The following is a 17868-nucleotide window of genomic DNA, read 5'->3' on the forward strand; positions in this document are numbered from 1 at the left end:
CGGTCGCTTCACGGCTGCGCTCCGCGGCGGCGCTGCCACGGGGCGTGTGTGTAGCGGGACAGTAGCGACACGGTTCGCTGAGCGGAAGGCTCTGTCCAGAATCCGATCGACGGCCGGTACGCATCGGTTCCTTTTACGGTGATATATGAGCGGCCCGCGACGGGATGCACACGGTCCCCCCGCGAGACGTCCACGGCGTACGGCGGGACGTACGCGAAGGGTGCCGCTGCCGGGCACCCCGGCGACCGGCACCCGGCACGGCGTCAGCTCAGTGCATCCGCGTGGCCCACTCCTGGACCTTGGCGATCCGCTGGCGCAGTTGGCCCGCGGTGCACTCGGCGCTCGGCGGGCCGCCGCACACCCGGCGCAGCTCGGTGTGGATCACGCCGTGCGGCTTGCCGCTCTGGTGGACGTACGCGCCGACCATCGTGTTGAGCTGCTTGCGCAGTTCCAGCAGCTCCTTGTGGGTGACCACCGGGCGCCGTTCGGCGGGCAGTTCGAGCAGATCCGCGTCCGTGTCCGGCTTCTTGCGGCTGTGCGCGATCTGCCGGGCCTGCCGCTTCTGCAGCAGCAACTCGACCTGCTCCGGCTCCAGGAGGCCCGGGATCCCGAGGTAGTCCTGCTCCTCCTCGCTGCCCGGGTGGGCCTGCATGCCGAACTCGGCGCCGTTGTACATGACCCGGTCGAAGACGGCGTCGGACTCCAGCGCCTCGAACGGCAGCATGTCCTGCTCGCCGGTGTCCTCGTCCTGCTCCCGGTTGGCCTCCTCCATCTCCTTCTCGGACTCGGCGTACGGGTCCTCCTCGCCGTCCTTCTTCGGCTTGTCGAGGACGTGGTCGCGTTCCCGCTCCATCTCGTTGGCGAAGGTGAGCAGGTCGGGGACTGTGGGGAGGAACACGGAGGCGGTCTCGCCGCGGCGCCGGGACCGTACGAAACGGCCCACGGCCTGGGCGAAGAAGAGCGGGGTGGAGATGGTGGTCGCATACACACCGACGGCGAGCCGCGGCACGTCGACACCCTCCGACACCATGCGGACCGCGACCATCCAGCGGTCGTCGTTGCCGCTGAACTCGTCGATGCGGTCGGAGGCGCCCGTGTCGTCGGACAGCACGAGGGTCGCCTTGTGCCCGGTGATGTCCCGGATGAGCTTCGCGTACGAGCGGGCCGAGTCCTGGTCGGAGGCGATGACCAGGGCCCCCGCGTCCGGGATGGCCTTGCGGACCTCGGTGAGCCGCTGGTCGGCGGCGCGCAGCACGCTCGGCATCCAGTCGCCGCGCGGATCCAGGGCGGTGCGCCAGGCCTGGCTGACGGCGTCCTTGGTCATGGGCTCGCCGAGCCGGGCCGCGATCTCGTCGCCCGCCTTGGTGCGCCAGCGCATGTTGCCGCTGTAGGAGAGGAAGATGACCGGCCGCACGACCCCGTCGGCGAGCGCGGACCCGTATCCGTAGGTGTAGTCGGCGGCGGACCGCCGGATCCCGTCGTTCCCCTCCTCGTACGCCACGAAGGGGATGGGGTTGGTGTCGGACCGGAACGGCGTACCGGTCAGGGCGAGGCGGCGGGTCGCGGGCTCGAACGCCTCCAGGCACGCCTCACCCCAGGACTTGGAGTCGCCGGCGTGGTGGATCTCGTCGAGGATGACGAGCGTCTTGCGCTGCTCCACGCGGTTGCGGTGCAGCATGGGCCGAACGCCGACGCCCGCGTAGGTGACGGCGACCCCGTGGTACTCCCGGCCGAGCGGTCCCGCGCTGTACTCGGGGTCGAGCTTGATCCCGATCCGCGCGGCCGCCTCCGCCCACTGCTTCTTCAGATGCTCGGTCGGCGCGACCACGGTGACCTGCTGCACGACATGGTGGTGCAGCAGCCAGGACGCGAGCGTCAGCGCGAAGGTCGTCTTGCCGGCGCCGGGGGTGGCGACGGCGAGGAAGTCACGCGGCTGCTCCTGGACGTACTTCTCCATCGCCCCCTGCTGCCAGGCACGCAGCTTGCTGGCGGTGCCCCAGGGGGCGCGGCCGGGGAAGGCGGGCGAGAGATGGTGCGAGGAGCCGGTGGCGGAAGCGGTGGCGGGCCTGGACGGCTCGCCGTCCAGGGTGGCGGCTGTCGGGCGGGAGGTAGTCACGGTCTCCGGTTCGATGGGGGTCTGGGGCGGCTCGGCTACGTATGACAACCGGGCCACCCTACCGGTGTGCTCACCCGCCCCCGGGGCCGACGGCGCCGCATCCGGTCATGGTGCGACAGGGGTCACAGATCACGGAGTACGGCCCCGGTGGATCACCGTTCGTGCAGCCGGGTCGCCACCCAGGCCCCCACCAGGGCGACCACCGCCATCGGCAGGAACACCGCGGCGAAGGCGGCCGGATGGGAGCCGCCGGCGGCCGTCCCGGCGGCCGTGGGGGCGACCGTGCCGCCGCCGAGCGAGGCGAACGCGGCGCCGCCCGCGGCGAGCAGGACGACGTTGGACAGACCGTCGGAGATCTGCAGGGCGGCCGAGTTGGCGCCCGCCTCCTCGGGGCGCGACAGCTTCAGCAGCAGCACGCTGGTCGAGGAGATCACCAGGCCCATGCCGAAGCAGCCGAACCCCCAGGCGACGGCGACGATCCACACCGGCACGGCGTGCACCAGCACACTGGGCGCCGTCACGATCGCGAGCGCGACCACGATCATGCCCAGGCTCATCAGCCGGTCCCGGTACGCCTCCAGGCGCGGCCTCGACTGGAGATACGACCCGAGGGCCCAGCTTCCGCCGCTCGCCGCGAGGGAGAAGCCGGCCAGCGTCGGCGACAGCCCGCGCTCGGTGACGAGCATGAGCGGGATGAAGCTCTCCGCCGAGACGAAGGCACCCGCCGCCACTCCCCGCAGCAGCACCACGGACGGCAGTCCGCGTGCCGCCCGGTAGGTGCCGCGGGGAAGCAGCCGGAGGGCCGACGGGACGAGCAGCGCGGCGCCCGCGACGCCGGGGACGAGCGAGACCCAGCGCAGATCCTGGGCGGCGTACTGCAGCAGCCCGGCGCCGAACGAGATACCGAAGGCGAGACGGATGCGGCGGGCGTCGAAAGGGGCGGCGACGGCCTCCTTCGCGGGGCCGCCCGCCCGGCGCCGTATCTGCGGCAGCGCGAGGGCCAGCGGGAACACCACCAGCACCGGAATGCCGATGAACACCCAGCGCCAGCCGAGCTGTTCGGTCACCGCGCCCGCCGCCAGGGGGCCGACCACCGTCGGCACCACCCAGCCCGCCGCGAACGCAGCCATGATCGCCGGTCGCAGGCGCTCCGGGTAGGCGCGGCCGACCACGACGTACAGGGCGACGATGACCAGGCCGCCGCCGAGCCCCTGAACCGCCCGCCCCAGGATGAACAGCCACATCGCCCCGGCCGTGCCGGACAGCAGCAACCCGGTGGCGAACGCGGCGATACCGCAGGTCAGCGAGGCGAGGGGGCCATTACGGTCCGACCACTGGCCCGCGAGCACCATGCCCAGGAGGCTGGTGGTGAAGTACCCGGAGAACGCGAAGGCGTACAGCGACAGCCCGTCCAGCTCCCGCGCCGCGACCGGCATCGCGGTGCCGACGGCCGTCGCCTCGAAGGCGATGAGCACGACGACCGAGACGATGCCGACACTGAGCGCCCGGTACGACCGGCTCAGCACACCGACGGATTCGACCGGCGGGACGGAAGGGACGACGTCGGCGTCGCGGGGTTCCAGGGCTGCCATGCGGCCAGAGTAAGGGGCTCGGAGCGCATTGGCTCCTGTCCCGAGTCGCTGATCACCTCGGACCTTGGTCCTAGGGCCGCCGAGCCCGGTTGATGAACGGGGTATGGCAGTCCCGTTGCGGCGTATGGCGGTCCCGTTGCGGCACCCGCGCTTCTCTTGAGCCCGCCGATCGCCGCGCCCTACGGTCCCTGTGTCGGTCCGGAACACGCACCAGCAACTCCGCACCGGCTCCCGACCGTGTGCCCGAGTGGTTGAGGGACTCGCCTGCAAAGCGAGTTACGCGGGTTCGATTCCCGCCACGGTCTCTATATGCCTGACCAGGCAAGACGAAGGGGCGGCATCCCATGCGGGGTGCCGCCCCTTCGGTCCGTCCGTCTCAGTTTCCGTCTCAATCGCATCACCGGCCGACCCGAATCTTCGATCCGCCTTCAGACTAGTTGTCTGATGAGCGGGATCTGAGTCGGCACCTATGGGTAGGCGACCCGACACACACGGGGAGGCGCGGGTGCGGGCGGCGGTCGATTTGATCATGACGGTTGCAGTGGCGGCGGGGGCAGGCGTGATCACGGCTGCCAGCGATGCAGCACGCAGCGTCGTATGCAGCGTCTTCCCGCGGCCGAGAGAAACCTCCGTATTGGTGGAGGTCGACGGCAAGCGGGTGGAGCTGACCGGATCCGCGGCCAGCACGGAAGCCGTCCAAGCCTTGATCGAGCAATTACGTGCGAGACCTTTCCAATTCGCGTATGACGGCCGTCGCTTCGGCACGAGTCTTGCGCTCGACGTGGCGACGGTCCGGCGCGCCGTCGTCACCTGTGTGCCGTCGTTGGTCGTCAACTCGGAACGGACCTGCTTGCCAATCAGAGCCTAGATTTCGGGGCTTTGCTTTCGGCGTGTCTGGCGCCGGACGGCCTGTGGGAGTTGTTCACGGCCGCGTCGCGGCGGTCCGAAAGGAACCGGATCCGCTGTGGCTGATGACAGGCCAGGGTCGGCGGACGACCCCGGCGCCTCGTCGAGCCTGACGACGGACGCGTTCCGCGCGGTGCTCGGCGGACCGGACCACGATCGGCTCCCCGTCCTGTTGCTGACGCTGACCATGCTCAGCGGTGTGATCGACGCGACCAGCGTGATCGACCTCGGTCACGTATTCGTGGCGAACATGACCGGCAACCTGGTCTTCATCGGCATCGGACTGCTCGCCACGCCCGACTCTCGCTCACCGCGGCGCTGGTCCCGCTCGGCGGCTTCGTCCTCGGGGTCGAGGGCTGCCGCCTGCTCGCGGCTCGGCGGCCAGGGCGGCTGATGCTGCTGCGCGACGGGCTGATCGGGCAGGCCGCCCTGCTCGTGGTGACGACCGGCCTGTGCGCGGTCGCCGCCGGGAAGCCCGTCGGCGCGATCCGGTACGCGGTGCTGGCCGTCGCTGCAGTGGCGATGGGCGGGCAGAACGGGCTGGCCCGGCGGATGGGGGTGAACGAGCTGACGACCACGGTCATGACCGGCACGGTGATCGCGCTGGTCTCGGGGCGACGCGAGCGCGAAGGACGGGTCGCCTCGCTGCGCCTGACCTTCAGCGTCGTGTCCCTGATCGCCGGAGCGCTGCTCGGCACGGCGGTCGTCCGGGTCGGTCACAGTACTCCGGCGCTAGGATTGTGCGCCGCCATCGCCGTGGCTGTCGCGGTGGGGGCCTCTCGGCAGTGCGCTTCCCGGCCAGACGACGCCTGACAGAACAACGACCGCGGTGGCGTCAAAGCCGGCACCCGGCTGACAGCGACGCGCAGGCCCTCCCTCGTAGTGATATGGGACAACCTCAACGTCCATCGCGACCGCCGCTTACGTGCGTTCATCGACGCCCAGGACTGGATCACCGACCACTACCTGCCGCCCTACGCGCCGCAGCTCAACCCAGTCGAAGGCATCTGGTCCCTGCTCCGCCGCCGCTGCCAGGCCAACACCGCCTTCACCGACCCCGCCCACCTGATGCGCACCCTTCGGCAAGGGCTCCGGCAGATCCAGTACCGGCCCGCTCTCGTCGACGGATGCCTCGCCGGCACCGGACTCAGGAAGGAGAGTCCCTAGGCTGGTCGGCCTCCGGCACGTTCCCACTGGGCCTCGTCCCATTCCACGTATTCGATCTGGACGCCACCTGGCAGCTTGGCAGTCAGGTTCCTGCCGGTGGGAACGGCCTGCGGACCGCGCACAATCTGCGCTCCGGTCCGGTTGAGCAGCGCCCGGCACTCGTCGAGGTCATCGATGATGAGCGTAGCCACTGTCGCCCTGTAGGGCTCCAGTACTCGCTCATCGCCCGCCACCACCAAAAGGCGGCCGACCGTGGCCAACTCCAAGCCGTTCGGCATTGTGAAGCGGGTGCTGATCGGCTCACCCGCAACCGTGGTGAGCGGTGCCAGCACCGCATCCAGGTCGTCGGCGTAGGCGCGGGCGTAGGTACGGAAGATGCGCATGATCACCAACAAGGTGTCAAGAGATACAGATTTTCCCCTCGCCATCGAGACGAGGACGTGAGTCCCCGGCGACATCACGCATCAACCCTCAGTAGAGGATTCGCTCCCTCAGGAAGCCAGGCAGCTCGGCGGATTGGGCTGTGCCGGGGTCGGTCCGGAGCCGAGTCGGCTCCGGACCGAGGGTGCGCTCTGCCACACCATTGGTTCGGCGGCCTATTCCTCCGCGATGACCTCGTCCGCCTGCATGCCCTTCTGGCCCTGCACCGCAACGAAGGTCACCTTCTGGCCTTCCCTGAGGCTCTTGAATCCTGACCCCCGGATCGCCCTGAAGTGCACGAAGAGGTCGGGGCCGCTTTCTGGGGTGATGAAGCCGAACCCCTTCTCTTCGCTGAACCACTTGACGGTGCCGCTCTGTCGCTCAGACATGTCCACTCCTTCGATTCACGCGCATCGGTCGGGCGTAGAGGGAGCCCAACGAGTTGATCATCCCTGCTGAGGAAAGGCTGAGGGCGCAGCCTGTGACGGCCGGCTTTCTCTCAGCTGTTCTGGGTCACGCCGTCGCGCTTCGTGTCGAGTGTCTTCTCGCGGTGCACCAGCCAGACCGTGAACGCCAGGGTGGAGACGTCCGCCTTCAGCGGGCTCAGGGCCGTGTCGGGCTCGCTCCAGCACAGCAGCTCTCCGGTGGCGCCGTCGACGACCAGGCTCGTGTCCTCCAGCAGACGACCGAGGCGTATCAGGCGGTCCGCACCCTCCGGGAGCCGGTCCGCGGGGATGCCGCTCTCCTCCGCGCAGTACTCGGCCAGGGTCTGCAGGGGCACGTCCATGTCCAGCTCGTACCAGTACCCGTGCTCCGGCAGGCCCGTTTCGCTCAGGAAGCGGCGGGTCGGCTCGTGCGTGAGGGTGCGGGGGAAGTCGATGTCCTCGAAGCGCATGATCGCGGCGGAGCCGAACTCCTCGTCCAGCAGACGCGGCGGAAGGTCCAGCCGGAGCCCCGTGCCGGGCCGCGCGATCCGGGCGAGCGGGCGGAGCAGCGCGGTCGTCCTCCAGTGGCACGCGGGGGCCTCTCCGGCGAGCGGGGAGAGATCCATCAGGCCGGGGTGGCCCGGGAAGGCCCGCGCCGTGGAGACCCGGCCCGTGGCATCGTCGAGCAGCAGGCGCTCCAGGTCGCGGTCGAGGGTGCGCAGCGCCCCTATGACCAGCTGGTCGCGCAGCTCCGCGACCAGCTTCTCCGCGTCGTCGACCAGTTCGGCGACCCGGCGCAGCACGGGCTGCTCGCGCAGGGCTCCGGTCGGCAGGTGCGGCGTTCCCGTGTACGTCACATGCAGGTACGCCTCGGTCAGCGTGATCACGCCACCGGCTTCGGTCGTGCCCATTGCTTCCCCCCGCGTGCGTCGTGCCCAGGGCGTCCGCGGACAGGACACATGCTCCCGCCGGACGGCTCTCCCCCAACGCGAAGAACCCTACGCCGCCCCACTGACAACGCCCGGGGCGAAGGAGAACGCCAGGTCGGGAGGTGTCAGCCGGAGCGGCCGGGCGGCCTTCACTGGGTCGTGACCACCGCCGCCTGCGGCCGGATCGGCAGACGGTTGACCGGACGGCCCGTCGCCGCGCGCACCGCGGCGGCGATCGCCGCCGGGGACGTCACCACCGGCACCGCGCTGACCGACTTGGCGCCGAACGGCGCGACCACGTCGCGTTCCTCGACCAGCTTGACGATCCGGATGTCGGGGGCGTCCAGGGCCGTGGGCAGGGAGTAGCCAGTCAGGTCGGGGTGCCGGATCAGGCCGCGGGCCGTGCGCAGGTTCTCGGTGAGCGCGATACCCACGCCCTGGGTGACACCGGCCTCCACGCGCGCGGCGAGCTGCACCGGGTTCAGCACCCGGCCCACGTCCTGCGCGAGGGCCAGTTCCACCACCCGTACCGAGCCGATCTCGATGTCCACGTCCACCACCGCGCGGATCGCGCAGAACGCGAGCCCCACGAAGGCGTCGCCCTGGCCCGTCTCGTCCAGCGGCTCCGTCGGGTGCGGGCGGCACTGCGCCGTGGCCCACAGCTCCTTGCCGTCCATCGCCTCGGTGACCGTGGTCGACAGCACGCCGTCGTACGAGGTGATCTTGCCGTCGGTGATCTGGAGCAGTTCGGTGGACATGCCGAACTTGTGCGCCAGGGGTTGCAGCAGCTGGGTGCGGACCATCTTGGCGGCACGTTCCACCGCGCCGCCGGACACCCAGGTGTGGCGGCCGCGACAGCCGGCTCCGGCGGGCGGCTGGTCCGTGTCGACCGGGGCCACGTGGACCTCGTCGATGCCCAGGGTCTCCTGGACGATCTGCCGGGCGAGCATGGTGAAGCCCTGACCGGTCTCGACCGCCGAGCACAGCACCGTCGCGACGCCGTCGTGGACCTTCACGGTCGCCGTGGACACCTCGTCGGCGCCCTCCGCGCCGAGCATGTGCACCATGCCGAGGCCGTAGCCGACACCGCGGCGCACCGCGCCGGGTTCGCCCGCGCCCTCGGGGCCGCCCGGCAGCAGCCAGTCCTCCTCGGGGGTGTCCTTGGGGAGCGCCGGCAGCGGGTGGTCCCGTACCGCCTCCAGCAGTTCGGCCACCGGCGCCGGGCAGGTGACCGTCTGGCCCGTCGGCAGGACGTCACCCGTCGCCAGGACGTTGAGCATCCGCAGCTCCGCCGGGTCGGCGCCGAGCTTCTTGGCGAGCTTGTCCATCTGCGCCTCGTAGGCCGCGCACACCTGCATCGCACCCTCGCCGCGCACATGGCCCGACGGCGGGTTGTTGGTGCGTACGGCCCAGCCCTCGATGAAGGCGTTCGGGACGACGTAGGGGCCGCAGGCGAAGGACACCGCGGCGGCCAGCGACTCCGAGGAGGTGTCCGCGTAGGCGCCCGCGTCGAGCAGGATCTGCGCCTCGACCTTCACGAGCCTGCCCTCGGCGTCCGCGTGGTGACGGTAGCGCAGGAGCGTGGGATGGCGGTGGGAGTGGCCGAGGAACGACTCCTCGCGGGTCGCGGCCAGCTTCACCGGGCAGCCGGTTCTCAGGGCGAGCAGGCCGAGCGGGAGCTGGAAGCTCTGGTCCTCGCGGTCGGCGGTGGCGCCGGGCACCCCGGTGACGACGACCTTCACCCGCTCCGGCTCCAGGCCGTAGACCGCGGCGGCGCGGTCGCGGTCGGCGTGCGGGTCGGTGGAGGCGATGTACAGCTCGACCCCGCCGTCGGGCCGGGGCACCGCGAGACCGGCCTCCGCGCCGATCGGGGCGGGGTCCTGGCGGCCGATGCGGTACAGGCCCTCCACGACGACCTCGCCCATGGCGTCCGGGTCGCCGTGGCGCAGCGGGATGTGGCGGATGAGGTTTCCGTCGGGGTGCAGCGGCTCCGCCTCGAAGGCCTGCTCCGGGTCGGTGACCGGGTCGAGCACCTCGTACTCGACGATGACCGCGGCGGCGGCCATGCGCGCGGTGTCGGGGTGGTCGGCGGCGACGGCCGCGATGGGCTCCCCGTGGTGGCGTACGACCTCGGAGGCGAACACCGGGCGGTCGGCCGTGCCCCGGCCGTGGAACGCGCTGCCGGGCACGTCCTCGTGGGTGACGACGGCCCGCACGCCGGGCATCTCGCGCGCGTGGCTGACATCGACGGACAGGATGCGCGCGTGCGGGTGCGGCGAGCGCAGTACGGCCGCCCACAGCAGGCCCTCGGCCCACAGGTCGGCCGCGTAGGGGAACGTGCCCTCGGTCTTGGCACGGGCGTCGGTCGACGGCAGCGAGGCGCCCAGGCCGTGCGCCAGCGCCTCGGGGGCGGGTGCGGCCGCCGCGGTGGTCGCGGTGGCGGCTTCGTTGCTCACGCCTGGCCTCCGTCCTGGCCGTACGGGTGGTCGTGCGGGCCCGCGCCGTCGAACGCGGAGGGGTGGACGCCGCCCGCGCCGGGGCCGGCCTGGTGCGGGATCCGGGGCTCGTCCGCGTCCGGTGCCGACTCGGCCTCGGCGTGCGCCCGGCGTTCGGCGACGACCTCCTTGACGGCCTCCAGGACGCCCCGGTAGCCGGAGCAGCGGCACAGATTGCCGCACAGGGCCTGGCGGGCCTCCAGTTCGGTCGGCGCCGGGTTGCCCTCCAGCAGGTCGTGCACGGTCATCGCCATGCCCGGGATGCAGAAGCCGCACTGCACGGCCCCGCACCGGGCGAGCGCCCGCTGCACGTCCGAGGGCTGTCCGTCGGCGGCGAGGCCCTCGACCGTGCGGACCTCGCTGCCCGCCGCGGTGACGGCGGGCACCAGGCAGGAGGCGACGAGCCGTCCGTCGACCTGGACGTTGCAGGCACCGCACTCGCCCTGCGAGCAGCCGTCCTTGGCGCCGGCGAGACCGAGCCGCTCGCGCAGCACGTACAGCAGCGACTCCCCGACCCATGCGTCGGTGACGGGCCGGTCGGAGTCGTTCACCCGCAGGACGTACGAGACGAGGGGGTGCTCGTCGTGCGGGGCGAGCGGCGGTTCGGGGTCCTGCTCCCCGGCCTCGGCCGGTGCGGCGTCCGAGGTGGGGGCCTCCCCCTCGGGCCCGTCGGACCCGTCAGGCCCTTCGGCGGGCGCCTGCGGCTCCTGGGCGGCCTCGAAGGCCCCGGGAGCACCACCGGCCCGCGTGTCCTCGTACGGCCCGCCGGAGGGCTCTCCAGGGGCCTCGTCGGGCGTCTGCGCGGCCGGTCCGGCCGGCTCGTCGGCGCCGGTGTGCGTCCCGCCGGACCAAGGCTGCCCGGCCGTGCCCGTCGCCCAGGGCGCGGAAGCGCCGCCCGGGAGCGTCGCGGGCGGGGTGCCGCCCCACTGCTCGACCAGGGCCGACGTGCTGAACTCGCCCGACTCGTCCGGCAGGTCGCCGCCCGCCACCGGGATCGACCACTCACCGGTGACGTCGTGCCCGGGCGCGGGGTGCTCCTGGGCGGCCGCGGTCTCCTGGAAGGTCCACTGCCCGGTGGCTCCGGGGTGGTGCGGGAATTGGTCTCCCGTGCCGTGCGGGGCGGTCTGGTTCGGGTCGGGCCAGTGGGCGCCCTCCGCGGGCGCGGCCCAGGTCCCCGGGGCCGTCTGGCCGGTGCCCTCGGCGGCGGCCGGGTCGAACGTCGGCGGCACATAGCCGTGACCGGGCGCGGCCAGCGGGCTGTGGGCGGCGAGGAGGGCGTCGATCCCCCCCTCTGGGAGCTGGACGAAGGCGGTGGCCCCGTCGTCGTAGTCGCCCTGTGGCAGTCGCTCCCAGGAACCGTGGGTGCCCCCCTGCGGGGTCTCCTCCGGGTGCCGGTCGTCGGTCACGACAGTGCCCTCCCCAGTGCTCGTCGGGCCAGCGCGGCGACGGTGCGCCGCAGGTGCAGTACGGCGGGTGGAAGCTGCTGCACGGTGCCGTCCTCCGCCGGGGCCGGGTCGGGGATGCAGGCCGCGGCGACGTACTCCCCGAAGGCGGCGAGCGCCTCCGGGACGATCGCGCGGTTGTTGTCCCAGTCGATGAGCTGGGCGACCCAGTGCTCGGCCTCCAGGGGGCGCAGCGGCACGGGCGCTATGGCGCCCACCGCGCAGCGCACACCGCGCCGGGCCGGGTCGAGGACGAGCGCCACCGAGGCGACGGCCCGCCCGGGCCCGGTGCGTCCCTTCGCCTTCAGGAAGACCTGGGGGGCGTGCAGCAGCGGTACGCGCACGTAGCCGATGAGTTCGCCGGGGCGCAGCGGCTCCACTCCGGCGAGCAGATGCGAGACCGGGATCTCGCGGCGGGCTCCCTCGGGTCCCGCGATGATCAGCGTGGCCTCCAGGGCGGCCAGCACCGGGAGCGCGTCCCCCGTGGGGGCGGCCGAGGCGATGTTGCCGCCCAGGGTGCCCGCGTTGCGGATGTGCGGCGGCCCGGCGGCGCGCGAGGCCGCCGCGAGGGCGGGGATGAGGGCCGCGAAGTCGGGGCGGCCCATGCGCGCGTGGGTGAGGCCGGCGCCGAGCAGCGCGTGGCCGTCCTGGTACTGCCAGCCGCGGATCTCGGTGATGCGGCCGAGACCGACCAGCGCGGCGGGCCGCAGCTGGCCGGAGTTCACCGCGGTCATCAGATCGGTGCCACCCGCCACGGGGACGGCGGCCGGCATGGCGGCAAGGACCGCCACGGCCTCGTCCAGCGAGGCGGGCAGCGTCACGGCCTGCGCCGCCTGCGGTGCGTGCGTGGTCAAACCGGCTGCCCCTTCCCGCTGCCCCACCTGGTCCCACCTGTGTTGCCGTACGGTACGTGCTGACAGGCCGGACGTGGCAACTCTGGCACATCTTTCCCGGCCCCCGACGCGGGGGTCCGCTAGGAGGCATTCGCCCCCTCACCAGGGAGATGACCCGTTTTGCCATAACATCCCCGATGAGTACTGATCGCCGCTCTCCGGCGACCCTGGTGCGACTTCTCCCACGCGGGTTCACGTTTCCAGGGCCCCCGGCGCCCGGGCCGCCCCTCCACGACGGCCTCACACGTTCGGGGGCGCGCCCTCGATCGGGCGTCCGAGCACCCCGGGCCGCCGCTGCCACGGCAGAGGCCCCGCAGGCGGCCGATACGCGACCCCCAGAGCGTCAAGCCGTCCGTAGTGGACGGCCATCCGCCGCTCGAAGTCCCCGAAGTCGCGCTCCGCGGACGCCGGCAGATCGCTCCAGGCGACCTCGGCGAACGCGGTGAGCCTCGGGAACGTCTGGTAGTCCACCCGCGCCTGATCCTCCATCACCTCGGTCCAGACATTGGCCTGGATGCCGAGCACATGGCGCGCCTGCTCCCCGGTGAGCTGCGGCGGAACGGGCTCGAACCGGTAGACGTCCTCCAGGGTGCGCACATACCCGATGGGCACCGGCTCGTCCGGGCCGCCGTCCTGACGGTGGTCCAGGTACACCTGCTGCTGCGGGCACATCACCACATCGTGGCCGGCCCGTGCGGCTGTCACGCCGCCCGCGTAGCCGCGCCAGGAGGACACCGCGGCACCCTCCGCGAGGCCGCCCTGAAGGATCTCGTCCCAGCCGATGAGCCGGCGGCCGCGGGCGGTCAGCCAGGTGTCGAAGTGCCGGATGAACCACGCCTGCAGTCCGTCCTCGCCGTCGAGCCCGAGTTCCTTGATGCGCGCCTGGGCTGCCGGGGAGCGCCGCCACTGGTCCTTGGGGCACTCGTCGCCGCCGATGTGAACGAACGTCGAGGGAAACAGTTCCAGAACTTCCTCGAACACTCCTTCGTAGAACCGCAGAGTGGTGTCGGTGGGGGCGAGTACGTTGGCCGAGATACCCCAGTCGTCCCAGACCGAGAGGGAGGCCGTGTCGACGACGTCCGTGTTGCCGAGTTCGGGATACGCGGCGATGGCCGCCTGACTGTGCCCGGGTATGTCGATCTCGGGGACGACGGTGATGTGCCGCGCGGACGCGTACGCGACGATCTCGCGGATGTCGTCCTGCGTGTAGAAGCCGCCGTGGGGCTTCTCCTCCCACAGTGGCGAGGCCCGGTGACCGAAGCGTGTGCGGGACCGCCAGGAGCCCACCTCGGTGAGCTTCGGGTGGCGCTTGATCTCCAGCCGCCAGCCCTGGTCGTCGGTGAGATGCAGATGCAGGACGTTCAGCTTGTGGGCGGCCATCAGATCCAGACAACGCAGTACGCCGCCCTTGGGTGTGAAATGCCGGGCCACGTCGAGCAGGAGGCCGCGCCAGGCGAAGCGGGGCGCGTCCTCGACGACCACCCCGGGCACGTCCCACTCACGGCGTGACGGGTCGAGCTGCGCCCGCCGGAAGGCCTCCGGCCCCAGCAGCTGGCGGAAGGTCTGCGCTCCCCAGAAGACTCCGGCCGCGCTGCCGCCGTCGAGACGGACGGCGTAGCCGTCGACGACGATGCGGTACGCCTCGGGCTCCATCCCCGGGTCGATGCGCAGCACGATGCCGTGGTCCCCGCTCCCCTCCCGGAAGGGCAGCCCGGTGGCCGCGCCCAGGACGTCGCGCATCCAGTGCGCGACGCGCTCGGTGCCGGGCTCCGCGCGCAGCACCGTCTCCTCGTCGAGCACGAACAGCCCCCGCGGGGGCACCCACCAGCCCTTGCGCGGTGCCGGGATCAGATCCTCGAAGCCCATCGCGTCCAGCCCCTTCCGTCGGCCTTCACGGAACCCCGGGCGACCACACCGTCCCGGTGGGGGAAGCCTGATCGACAAGGCGGCGTGAACGGAAGCGGGCTGCACGAACGGAAGCGGAACGCCGGACGGCGGGCGGACGGACGGACGGACGAGCAAGGCAGACGCACGACCGGCAGCCGGACGACGGAGCAGGGGGACAGCGGAAGTCCCCCGAACCCCGACGCGTCCGGACGCGGACATGAAGATCCCCGGGACGCGTCGTCACGCGTCCCGGGGGCCCTGCGGTCGTCGTCGGACGAGCAGCCGGCCGGCTACTTCTTGTCGCCGCCCTTGCCCTCGTCGCCGCCGCTGCCCATGGACTCGTAGATCTCCTTGCACATGGGGCAGACCGGGTACTTCTTGGGGTCGCGGCCCGGTACCCACACCTTGCCGCACAGCGCCACGACGGGCGTGCCGTCGAGGGCGCTCGCCATGATCTTGTCCTTCTGGACGTAGTGGGCGAAGCGCTCGTGGTCACCGTCGCCGTGCGACACCTGCGGCGTCGGCTCTACGAGGGTCCCCGTACCGGTACCGCGCTCGGGCTCAAGAGTGCTCATACGGCAAGGGTACTGAAGCCCGCACGCATCAGTTGAGCGTAGGGTCGTCCGGATAGGTGGCCACCATCGCCAGCTCGCTGCGCTGCCGGCGCAGCACCTCCCGCCACAGTCGCTCCGGCGCCGGGGACGACACATCGCCCGGCTCCGACTCGACGACGTACCAGGCACCTTCGACCAGCTCGTCCTCCAGCTGGCCCGGCCCCCAGCCCGCGTACCCGGCGAAGATCCGCAGCGAGCCGAGCGCCTTGGCGAGCAGCTCGGGCGGGGCCTCAAGGTCGACCAGGCCGATCGCGCCGTGCACCCGCCGCCAGCCCAGCGGGGCCCGCTCGCCGGAGGCGCCGCCCGGGATGACCGCGACGCCGAGCGCCGAGTCCAGCGACACGGGTCCGCCCTGGAAGACGACCCCGGGCTCCCCCGCCAGATCCGCCCAGCCCTCCAGGATGTCGCCCACGTCCACGGGTGTGGGGCGGTTGAGGACCACCCCGAGCGAGCCCTCCTCGTCGTGGTCGAGGAGAAGCACCACCGCGCGGTCGAAGTTCGGGTCCGCCAGGGCGGGCGTGGCCACGAGCAGCCGCCCTGTGAGCGAGGACACCTCGGTCATGCCAGACATGATCCCGCATCTTGCCCCGGGATGGGGAGGCAATCCGGGTACGCGGGTGAATGCGGCACCGGGCTCACGGCTGCGGCCCCGGCGCACGCCCGGCGGTCACCGCGTGCGTCCGCTCACGCACCGCTCGTGTTGTGGCAAACCTATGACGCGTCTGGGAGGTACTCGGGCTTACTGAAGGGGGGTGTACGGCCATTACTCTTACGTCTTCGGCCCCTGCCCCACCCCACGGAACGCGAGATCCATGACCGTCAACGACGATGTCCTCCTTGTCCACGGCGGCACCCCGCTGGAGGGCGAAATCCGTGTCCGCGGTGCGAAGAACCTCGTACCGAAGGCCATGGTCGCCGCTCTCCTGGGCAGTGCGCCGAGCAGGCTGCGCAATGTCCCCGACATTCGCGATGTGCGTGTGGTGCGCGGGCTGCTGCAACTGCACGGCGTGACGGTGCGCCCGGGCGAGGAACCGGGTGAGCTGCTGCTCGACCCGACGCACGTCGAGAGCGCGAACGTCGCTGACATCGATGCCCACGCGGGCTCGTCGCGCATCCCGATCCTCTTCTGCGGCCCGCTGCTGCACCGCCTGGGCCACGCCTTCATCCCGGGCCTCGGCGGCTGCGACATCGGCGGCCGTCCCATCGACTTCCACTTCGACGTGCTGCGGCAGTTCGGCGCGGTCATCGAGAAGCGCGCGGACGGTCAGTACCTGGAGGCGCCCAAGGGGCTGCGCGGCACCAAGATCCGGCTGCCGTACCCGTCCGTCGGCGCCACCGAGCAGGTGCTGCTGACGGCGGTGCTCGCCGAGGGCGTCACCGAGCTGTCCAACGCGGCCGTCGAGCCGGAGATCGAGGACCTCATCTGCGTGCTGCAGAAGATGGGCGCGATCATCGCGATGGACACCGACCGCACGATCCGCATCACCGGTGTGGACAAGCTGGGCGGCTACACCCACCGCGCCCTCCCGGACCGGCTGGAGGCCGCGTCCTGGGCGTCGGCGGCGCTGGCGACCGAGGGCAACATCTACGTCCGCGGCGCGCAGCAGCGGTCGATGATGACGTTCCTGAACACCTACCGGAAGGTGGGTGGCGCCTTCGAGATCGACGACGAGGGCATCCGCTTCTGGCACCCCGGCGGCCAGCTCAAGTCCATCGCGCTGGAGACGGACGTGCACCCCGGCTTCCAGACGGACTGGCAGCAGCCGCTGGTCGTCGCGCTGACGCAGGCCACGGGCCTGTCGATCATCCACGAGACGGTCTACGAGTCCCGCCTCGGCTTCACCTCCGCGCTCAACCAGATGGGCGCGCACATCCAGCTCTACCGCGAGTGCCTCGGCGGCTCCGACTGCCGCTTCGGCCAGCGCAACTTCCTGCACTCCGCGGTGGTTTCGGGCCCGACCCGGCTCCAGGGCGCCGACCTGGTCATCCCCGACCTGCGCGGCGGCTTCTCGTACCTGATCGCGGCCCTGGCGGCCCAGGGCACGTCCCGGGTCCACGGCATCGACCTGATCAACCGCGGCTACGAGAACTTCATGGAGAAGCTCACCGAGCTGGGCGCGAAGGTCGAGCTGCCGGGCAAGGCCCTGGCCTGACGGTCCTGCCCGCGGGCCTCCGGGGCCCGCGGGCACACACGCGTCGTACCTACGCATCCGCGCACGCGCGAGGGGCGGTCACCCGCATCGGGTGACCGCCCCTTAGGCCTTGCTGGGCCCGTACGCCGTCCCAGGAGGCGTCACCGGGCCGAGAACGCCGTCCCGTCCCGGAACGGCCTCGTACGCCGTCCCGTGGCGTACGACGGCAAGATCACTTGCCCTTCGCGGCTTCCTTGAGCTTGGAGCCCGCCGAGACCTTCACGCTGTAGCCGGCCGGGATCTGGATGGGGTCGCCGGTCTGCGGGTTGCGCGCGGTGCGAGCGGCACGGTGGGTGCGCTCGAAGGTCAGGAAGCCAGGGATGGTGACCTTCTCGTCGCCCTTGGCAACGACCTCGCCGACGGTCTCGGCGAACGCGGCCAGCACGGCGTCGGCGTCCTTGCGGGTCACCTCGGCGCGGTCGGCCAGCGCGGCCACCAGCTCACTGCGGTTCATGTTGTTACTCCCGTGTTCTTCTTGCCGTTGAGGCGTGCCACGCGGCGGAGCCGCATGATGGGCACAGCGAAGTCGATGCTGCCAGGGTCCTCGGTGAGTCCCCGGACCCGGGTCCTTCCTTCGTCAGACCCTCGCGCCCGAAGACGCATCCTGCCCCCACCTGCGGCGGGAAAGCCAATCCGGCACCCGTAGGAGTCGTGAGAACACCCTTGGGAGTCACACGAAAGCGCCACCGTCCCGGTGTGGTGACGTTCTGTCCACTCCGGGCGACGCTTCGCAGGGCCTTGGGGGGCCTGAGCCTGGCCGCCACCCTAGAGGGCAGCGGGGACCTGCTCC

17 protein-coding genes and 1 tRNA gene are annotated in these 17868 nt (G+C 71.7%); 6 read left to right on the forward strand and 12 right to left on the reverse strand.

The annotated features are described in order from the left end of the window. Window positions 1-268: 268 nt before the first annotated feature. Both ACFYX0_RS11835 and ACFYX0_RS11840 read right to left on the reverse strand, forming a co-directional pair. Entirely contained in the window at window positions 269-2086 is a 1818-nt protein-coding gene (locus tag ACFYX0_RS11835; protein WP_355904612.1) for a DEAD/DEAH box helicase, read from the reverse strand. A 182-nt stretch (window positions 2087-2268) separates the two neighbouring features. Further along, window positions 2269-3708: an MFS transporter gene (locus tag ACFYX0_RS11840; RefSeq protein ID WP_388969420.1), complete on the reverse strand. Its 1440-nt coding sequence runs from the start codon at window positions 3706-3708 to the stop codon at window positions 2269-2271. Window positions 3709-3941: 233 nt separating this feature from the next. Between ACFYX0_RS11840 and ACFYX0_RS11845 the strand changes: the two genes are divergently transcribed. The 5 genes from ACFYX0_RS11845 (at window position 3942) to ACFYX0_RS11865 (ending at window position 5781) form a co-directional block, all read left to right on the forward strand. Beyond that, window positions 3942-4013 (forward strand) — tRNA-Cys (locus ACFYX0_RS11845). A gap of 200 nt (window positions 4014-4213) precedes the next feature. Next, complete coding sequence (locus ACFYX0_RS11850) at window positions 4214-4576, forward strand: hypothetical protein (protein ID WP_388969422.1); 363 nt, start codon at window positions 4214-4216, stop codon at window positions 4574-4576. A gap of 96 nt (window positions 4577-4672) precedes the next feature. Beyond that, complete coding sequence (locus tag ACFYX0_RS11855; RefSeq protein WP_388969424.1) at window positions 4673-5008, forward strand: DUF1275 family protein; 336 nt, start codon at window positions 4673-4675, stop codon at window positions 5006-5008. Then, window positions 4933-5427 carry a YoaK family protein gene (locus ACFYX0_RS11860; RefSeq protein ID WP_388969533.1) on the forward strand — a complete coding sequence of 165 codons (495 nt, stop codon included), beginning with the start codon at window positions 4933-4935 and terminating at the stop codon, window positions 5425-5427. The genes ACFYX0_RS11855 and ACFYX0_RS11860 overlap by 76 nt, the downstream gene beginning before the upstream one ends. A 39-nt stretch (window positions 5428-5466) precedes the next feature. Continuing rightward, the gene (locus tag ACFYX0_RS11865) at window positions 5467-5781 is read left to right on the forward strand and encodes a transposase (protein ID WP_388969535.1); all 315 of its coding nucleotides are present in this window, start codon (window positions 5467-5469) and stop codon (window positions 5779-5781) included. On the opposite strand, the gene ACFYX0_RS11870 is transcribed toward ACFYX0_RS11865, so the two are convergent. From ACFYX0_RS11870 to ACFYX0_RS11910, 9 genes are all read right to left on the reverse strand, one after another. Further along, window positions 5778-6164, reverse strand: coding sequence for a hypothetical protein (locus tag ACFYX0_RS11870; RefSeq protein WP_388969537.1), 387 nt, complete (start codon window positions 6162-6164; stop codon window positions 5778-5780). The genes ACFYX0_RS11865 and ACFYX0_RS11870 overlap by 4 nt on opposite strands. Window positions 6165-6377: 213 nt before the next feature. After that, window positions 6378-6590, reverse strand: a complete 213-nt coding sequence (locus ACFYX0_RS11875; RefSeq protein ID WP_355904430.1) for a cold-shock protein — start codon at window positions 6588-6590, stop codon at window positions 6378-6380. 110 nt (window positions 6591-6700) lie between these two features. Next, on the reverse strand, window positions 6701-7537 hold the full coding sequence (locus tag ACFYX0_RS11880; protein WP_388969426.1) for an SUKH-4 family immunity protein: 837 nt from the start codon (window positions 7535-7537) through the stop codon (window positions 6701-6703). A 167-nt stretch (window positions 7538-7704) separates the two neighbouring features. Continuing rightward, window positions 7705-10011, reverse strand: coding sequence for a xanthine dehydrogenase family protein molybdopterin-binding subunit (locus tag ACFYX0_RS11885; RefSeq protein ID WP_388969428.1), 2307 nt, complete (start codon window positions 10009-10011; stop codon window positions 7705-7707). Next, the gene (locus ACFYX0_RS11890) at window positions 10008-11456 is read right to left on the reverse strand and encodes a 2Fe-2S iron-sulfur cluster-binding protein (RefSeq protein ID WP_388969430.1); all 1449 of its coding nucleotides are present in this window, start codon (window positions 11454-11456) and stop codon (window positions 10008-10010) included. The genes ACFYX0_RS11885 and ACFYX0_RS11890 overlap by 4 nt, the downstream gene beginning before the upstream one ends. Then, window positions 11453-12346, reverse strand: a complete 894-nt coding sequence (locus tag ACFYX0_RS11895; protein WP_388969432.1) for an FAD binding domain-containing protein — start codon at window positions 12344-12346, stop codon at window positions 11453-11455. Before ACFYX0_RS11895 ends, ACFYX0_RS11890 begins: the two co-directional genes overlap by 4 nt. A gap of 279 nt (window positions 12347-12625) precedes the next feature. Then, window positions 12626-14251 carry a beta-N-acetylhexosaminidase gene (locus ACFYX0_RS11900; RefSeq protein WP_388969434.1) on the reverse strand — a complete coding sequence of 542 codons (1626 nt, stop codon included), beginning with the start codon at window positions 14249-14251 and terminating at the stop codon, window positions 12626-12628. A gap of 311 nt (window positions 14252-14562) precedes the next feature. Then, entirely contained in the window at window positions 14563-14847 is a 285-nt protein-coding gene (locus ACFYX0_RS11905) for a DUF3039 domain-containing protein (protein WP_208032514.1), read from the reverse strand. Between the two features lie 28 nt (window positions 14848-14875). Further along, window positions 14876-15448 (reverse strand): YqgE/AlgH family protein, encoded by a 573-nt coding sequence (locus tag ACFYX0_RS11910; RefSeq protein WP_311692304.1) that lies wholly within the window; start codon window positions 15446-15448, stop codon window positions 14876-14878. 250 nt (window positions 15449-15698) lie between these two features. Between ACFYX0_RS11910 and murA the strand changes: the two genes are divergently transcribed. Continuing rightward, window positions 15699-17039 (forward strand): UDP-N-acetylglucosamine 1-carboxyvinyltransferase, encoded by a 1341-nt coding sequence (gene murA, locus ACFYX0_RS11915; protein WP_311692302.1) that lies wholly within the window; start codon window positions 15699-15701, stop codon window positions 17037-17039. A gap of 211 nt (window positions 17040-17250) precedes the next feature. On the opposite strand, the gene ACFYX0_RS11920 is transcribed toward murA, so the two are convergent. Beyond that, window positions 17251-17532, reverse strand: coding sequence for an HU family DNA-binding protein (locus tag ACFYX0_RS11920; RefSeq protein ID WP_007498188.1), 282 nt, complete (start codon window positions 17530-17532; stop codon window positions 17251-17253). Window positions 17533-17868: the final 336 nt, after the last annotated feature.

Origin of the sequence: Streptomyces sp. NPDC002573 (assembly GCF_042889625.1) — a bacterium.
Classification (GTDB): domain Bacteria; phylum Actinomycetota; class Actinomycetes; order Streptomycetales; family Streptomycetaceae; genus Streptomyces; species Streptomyces gibsoniae.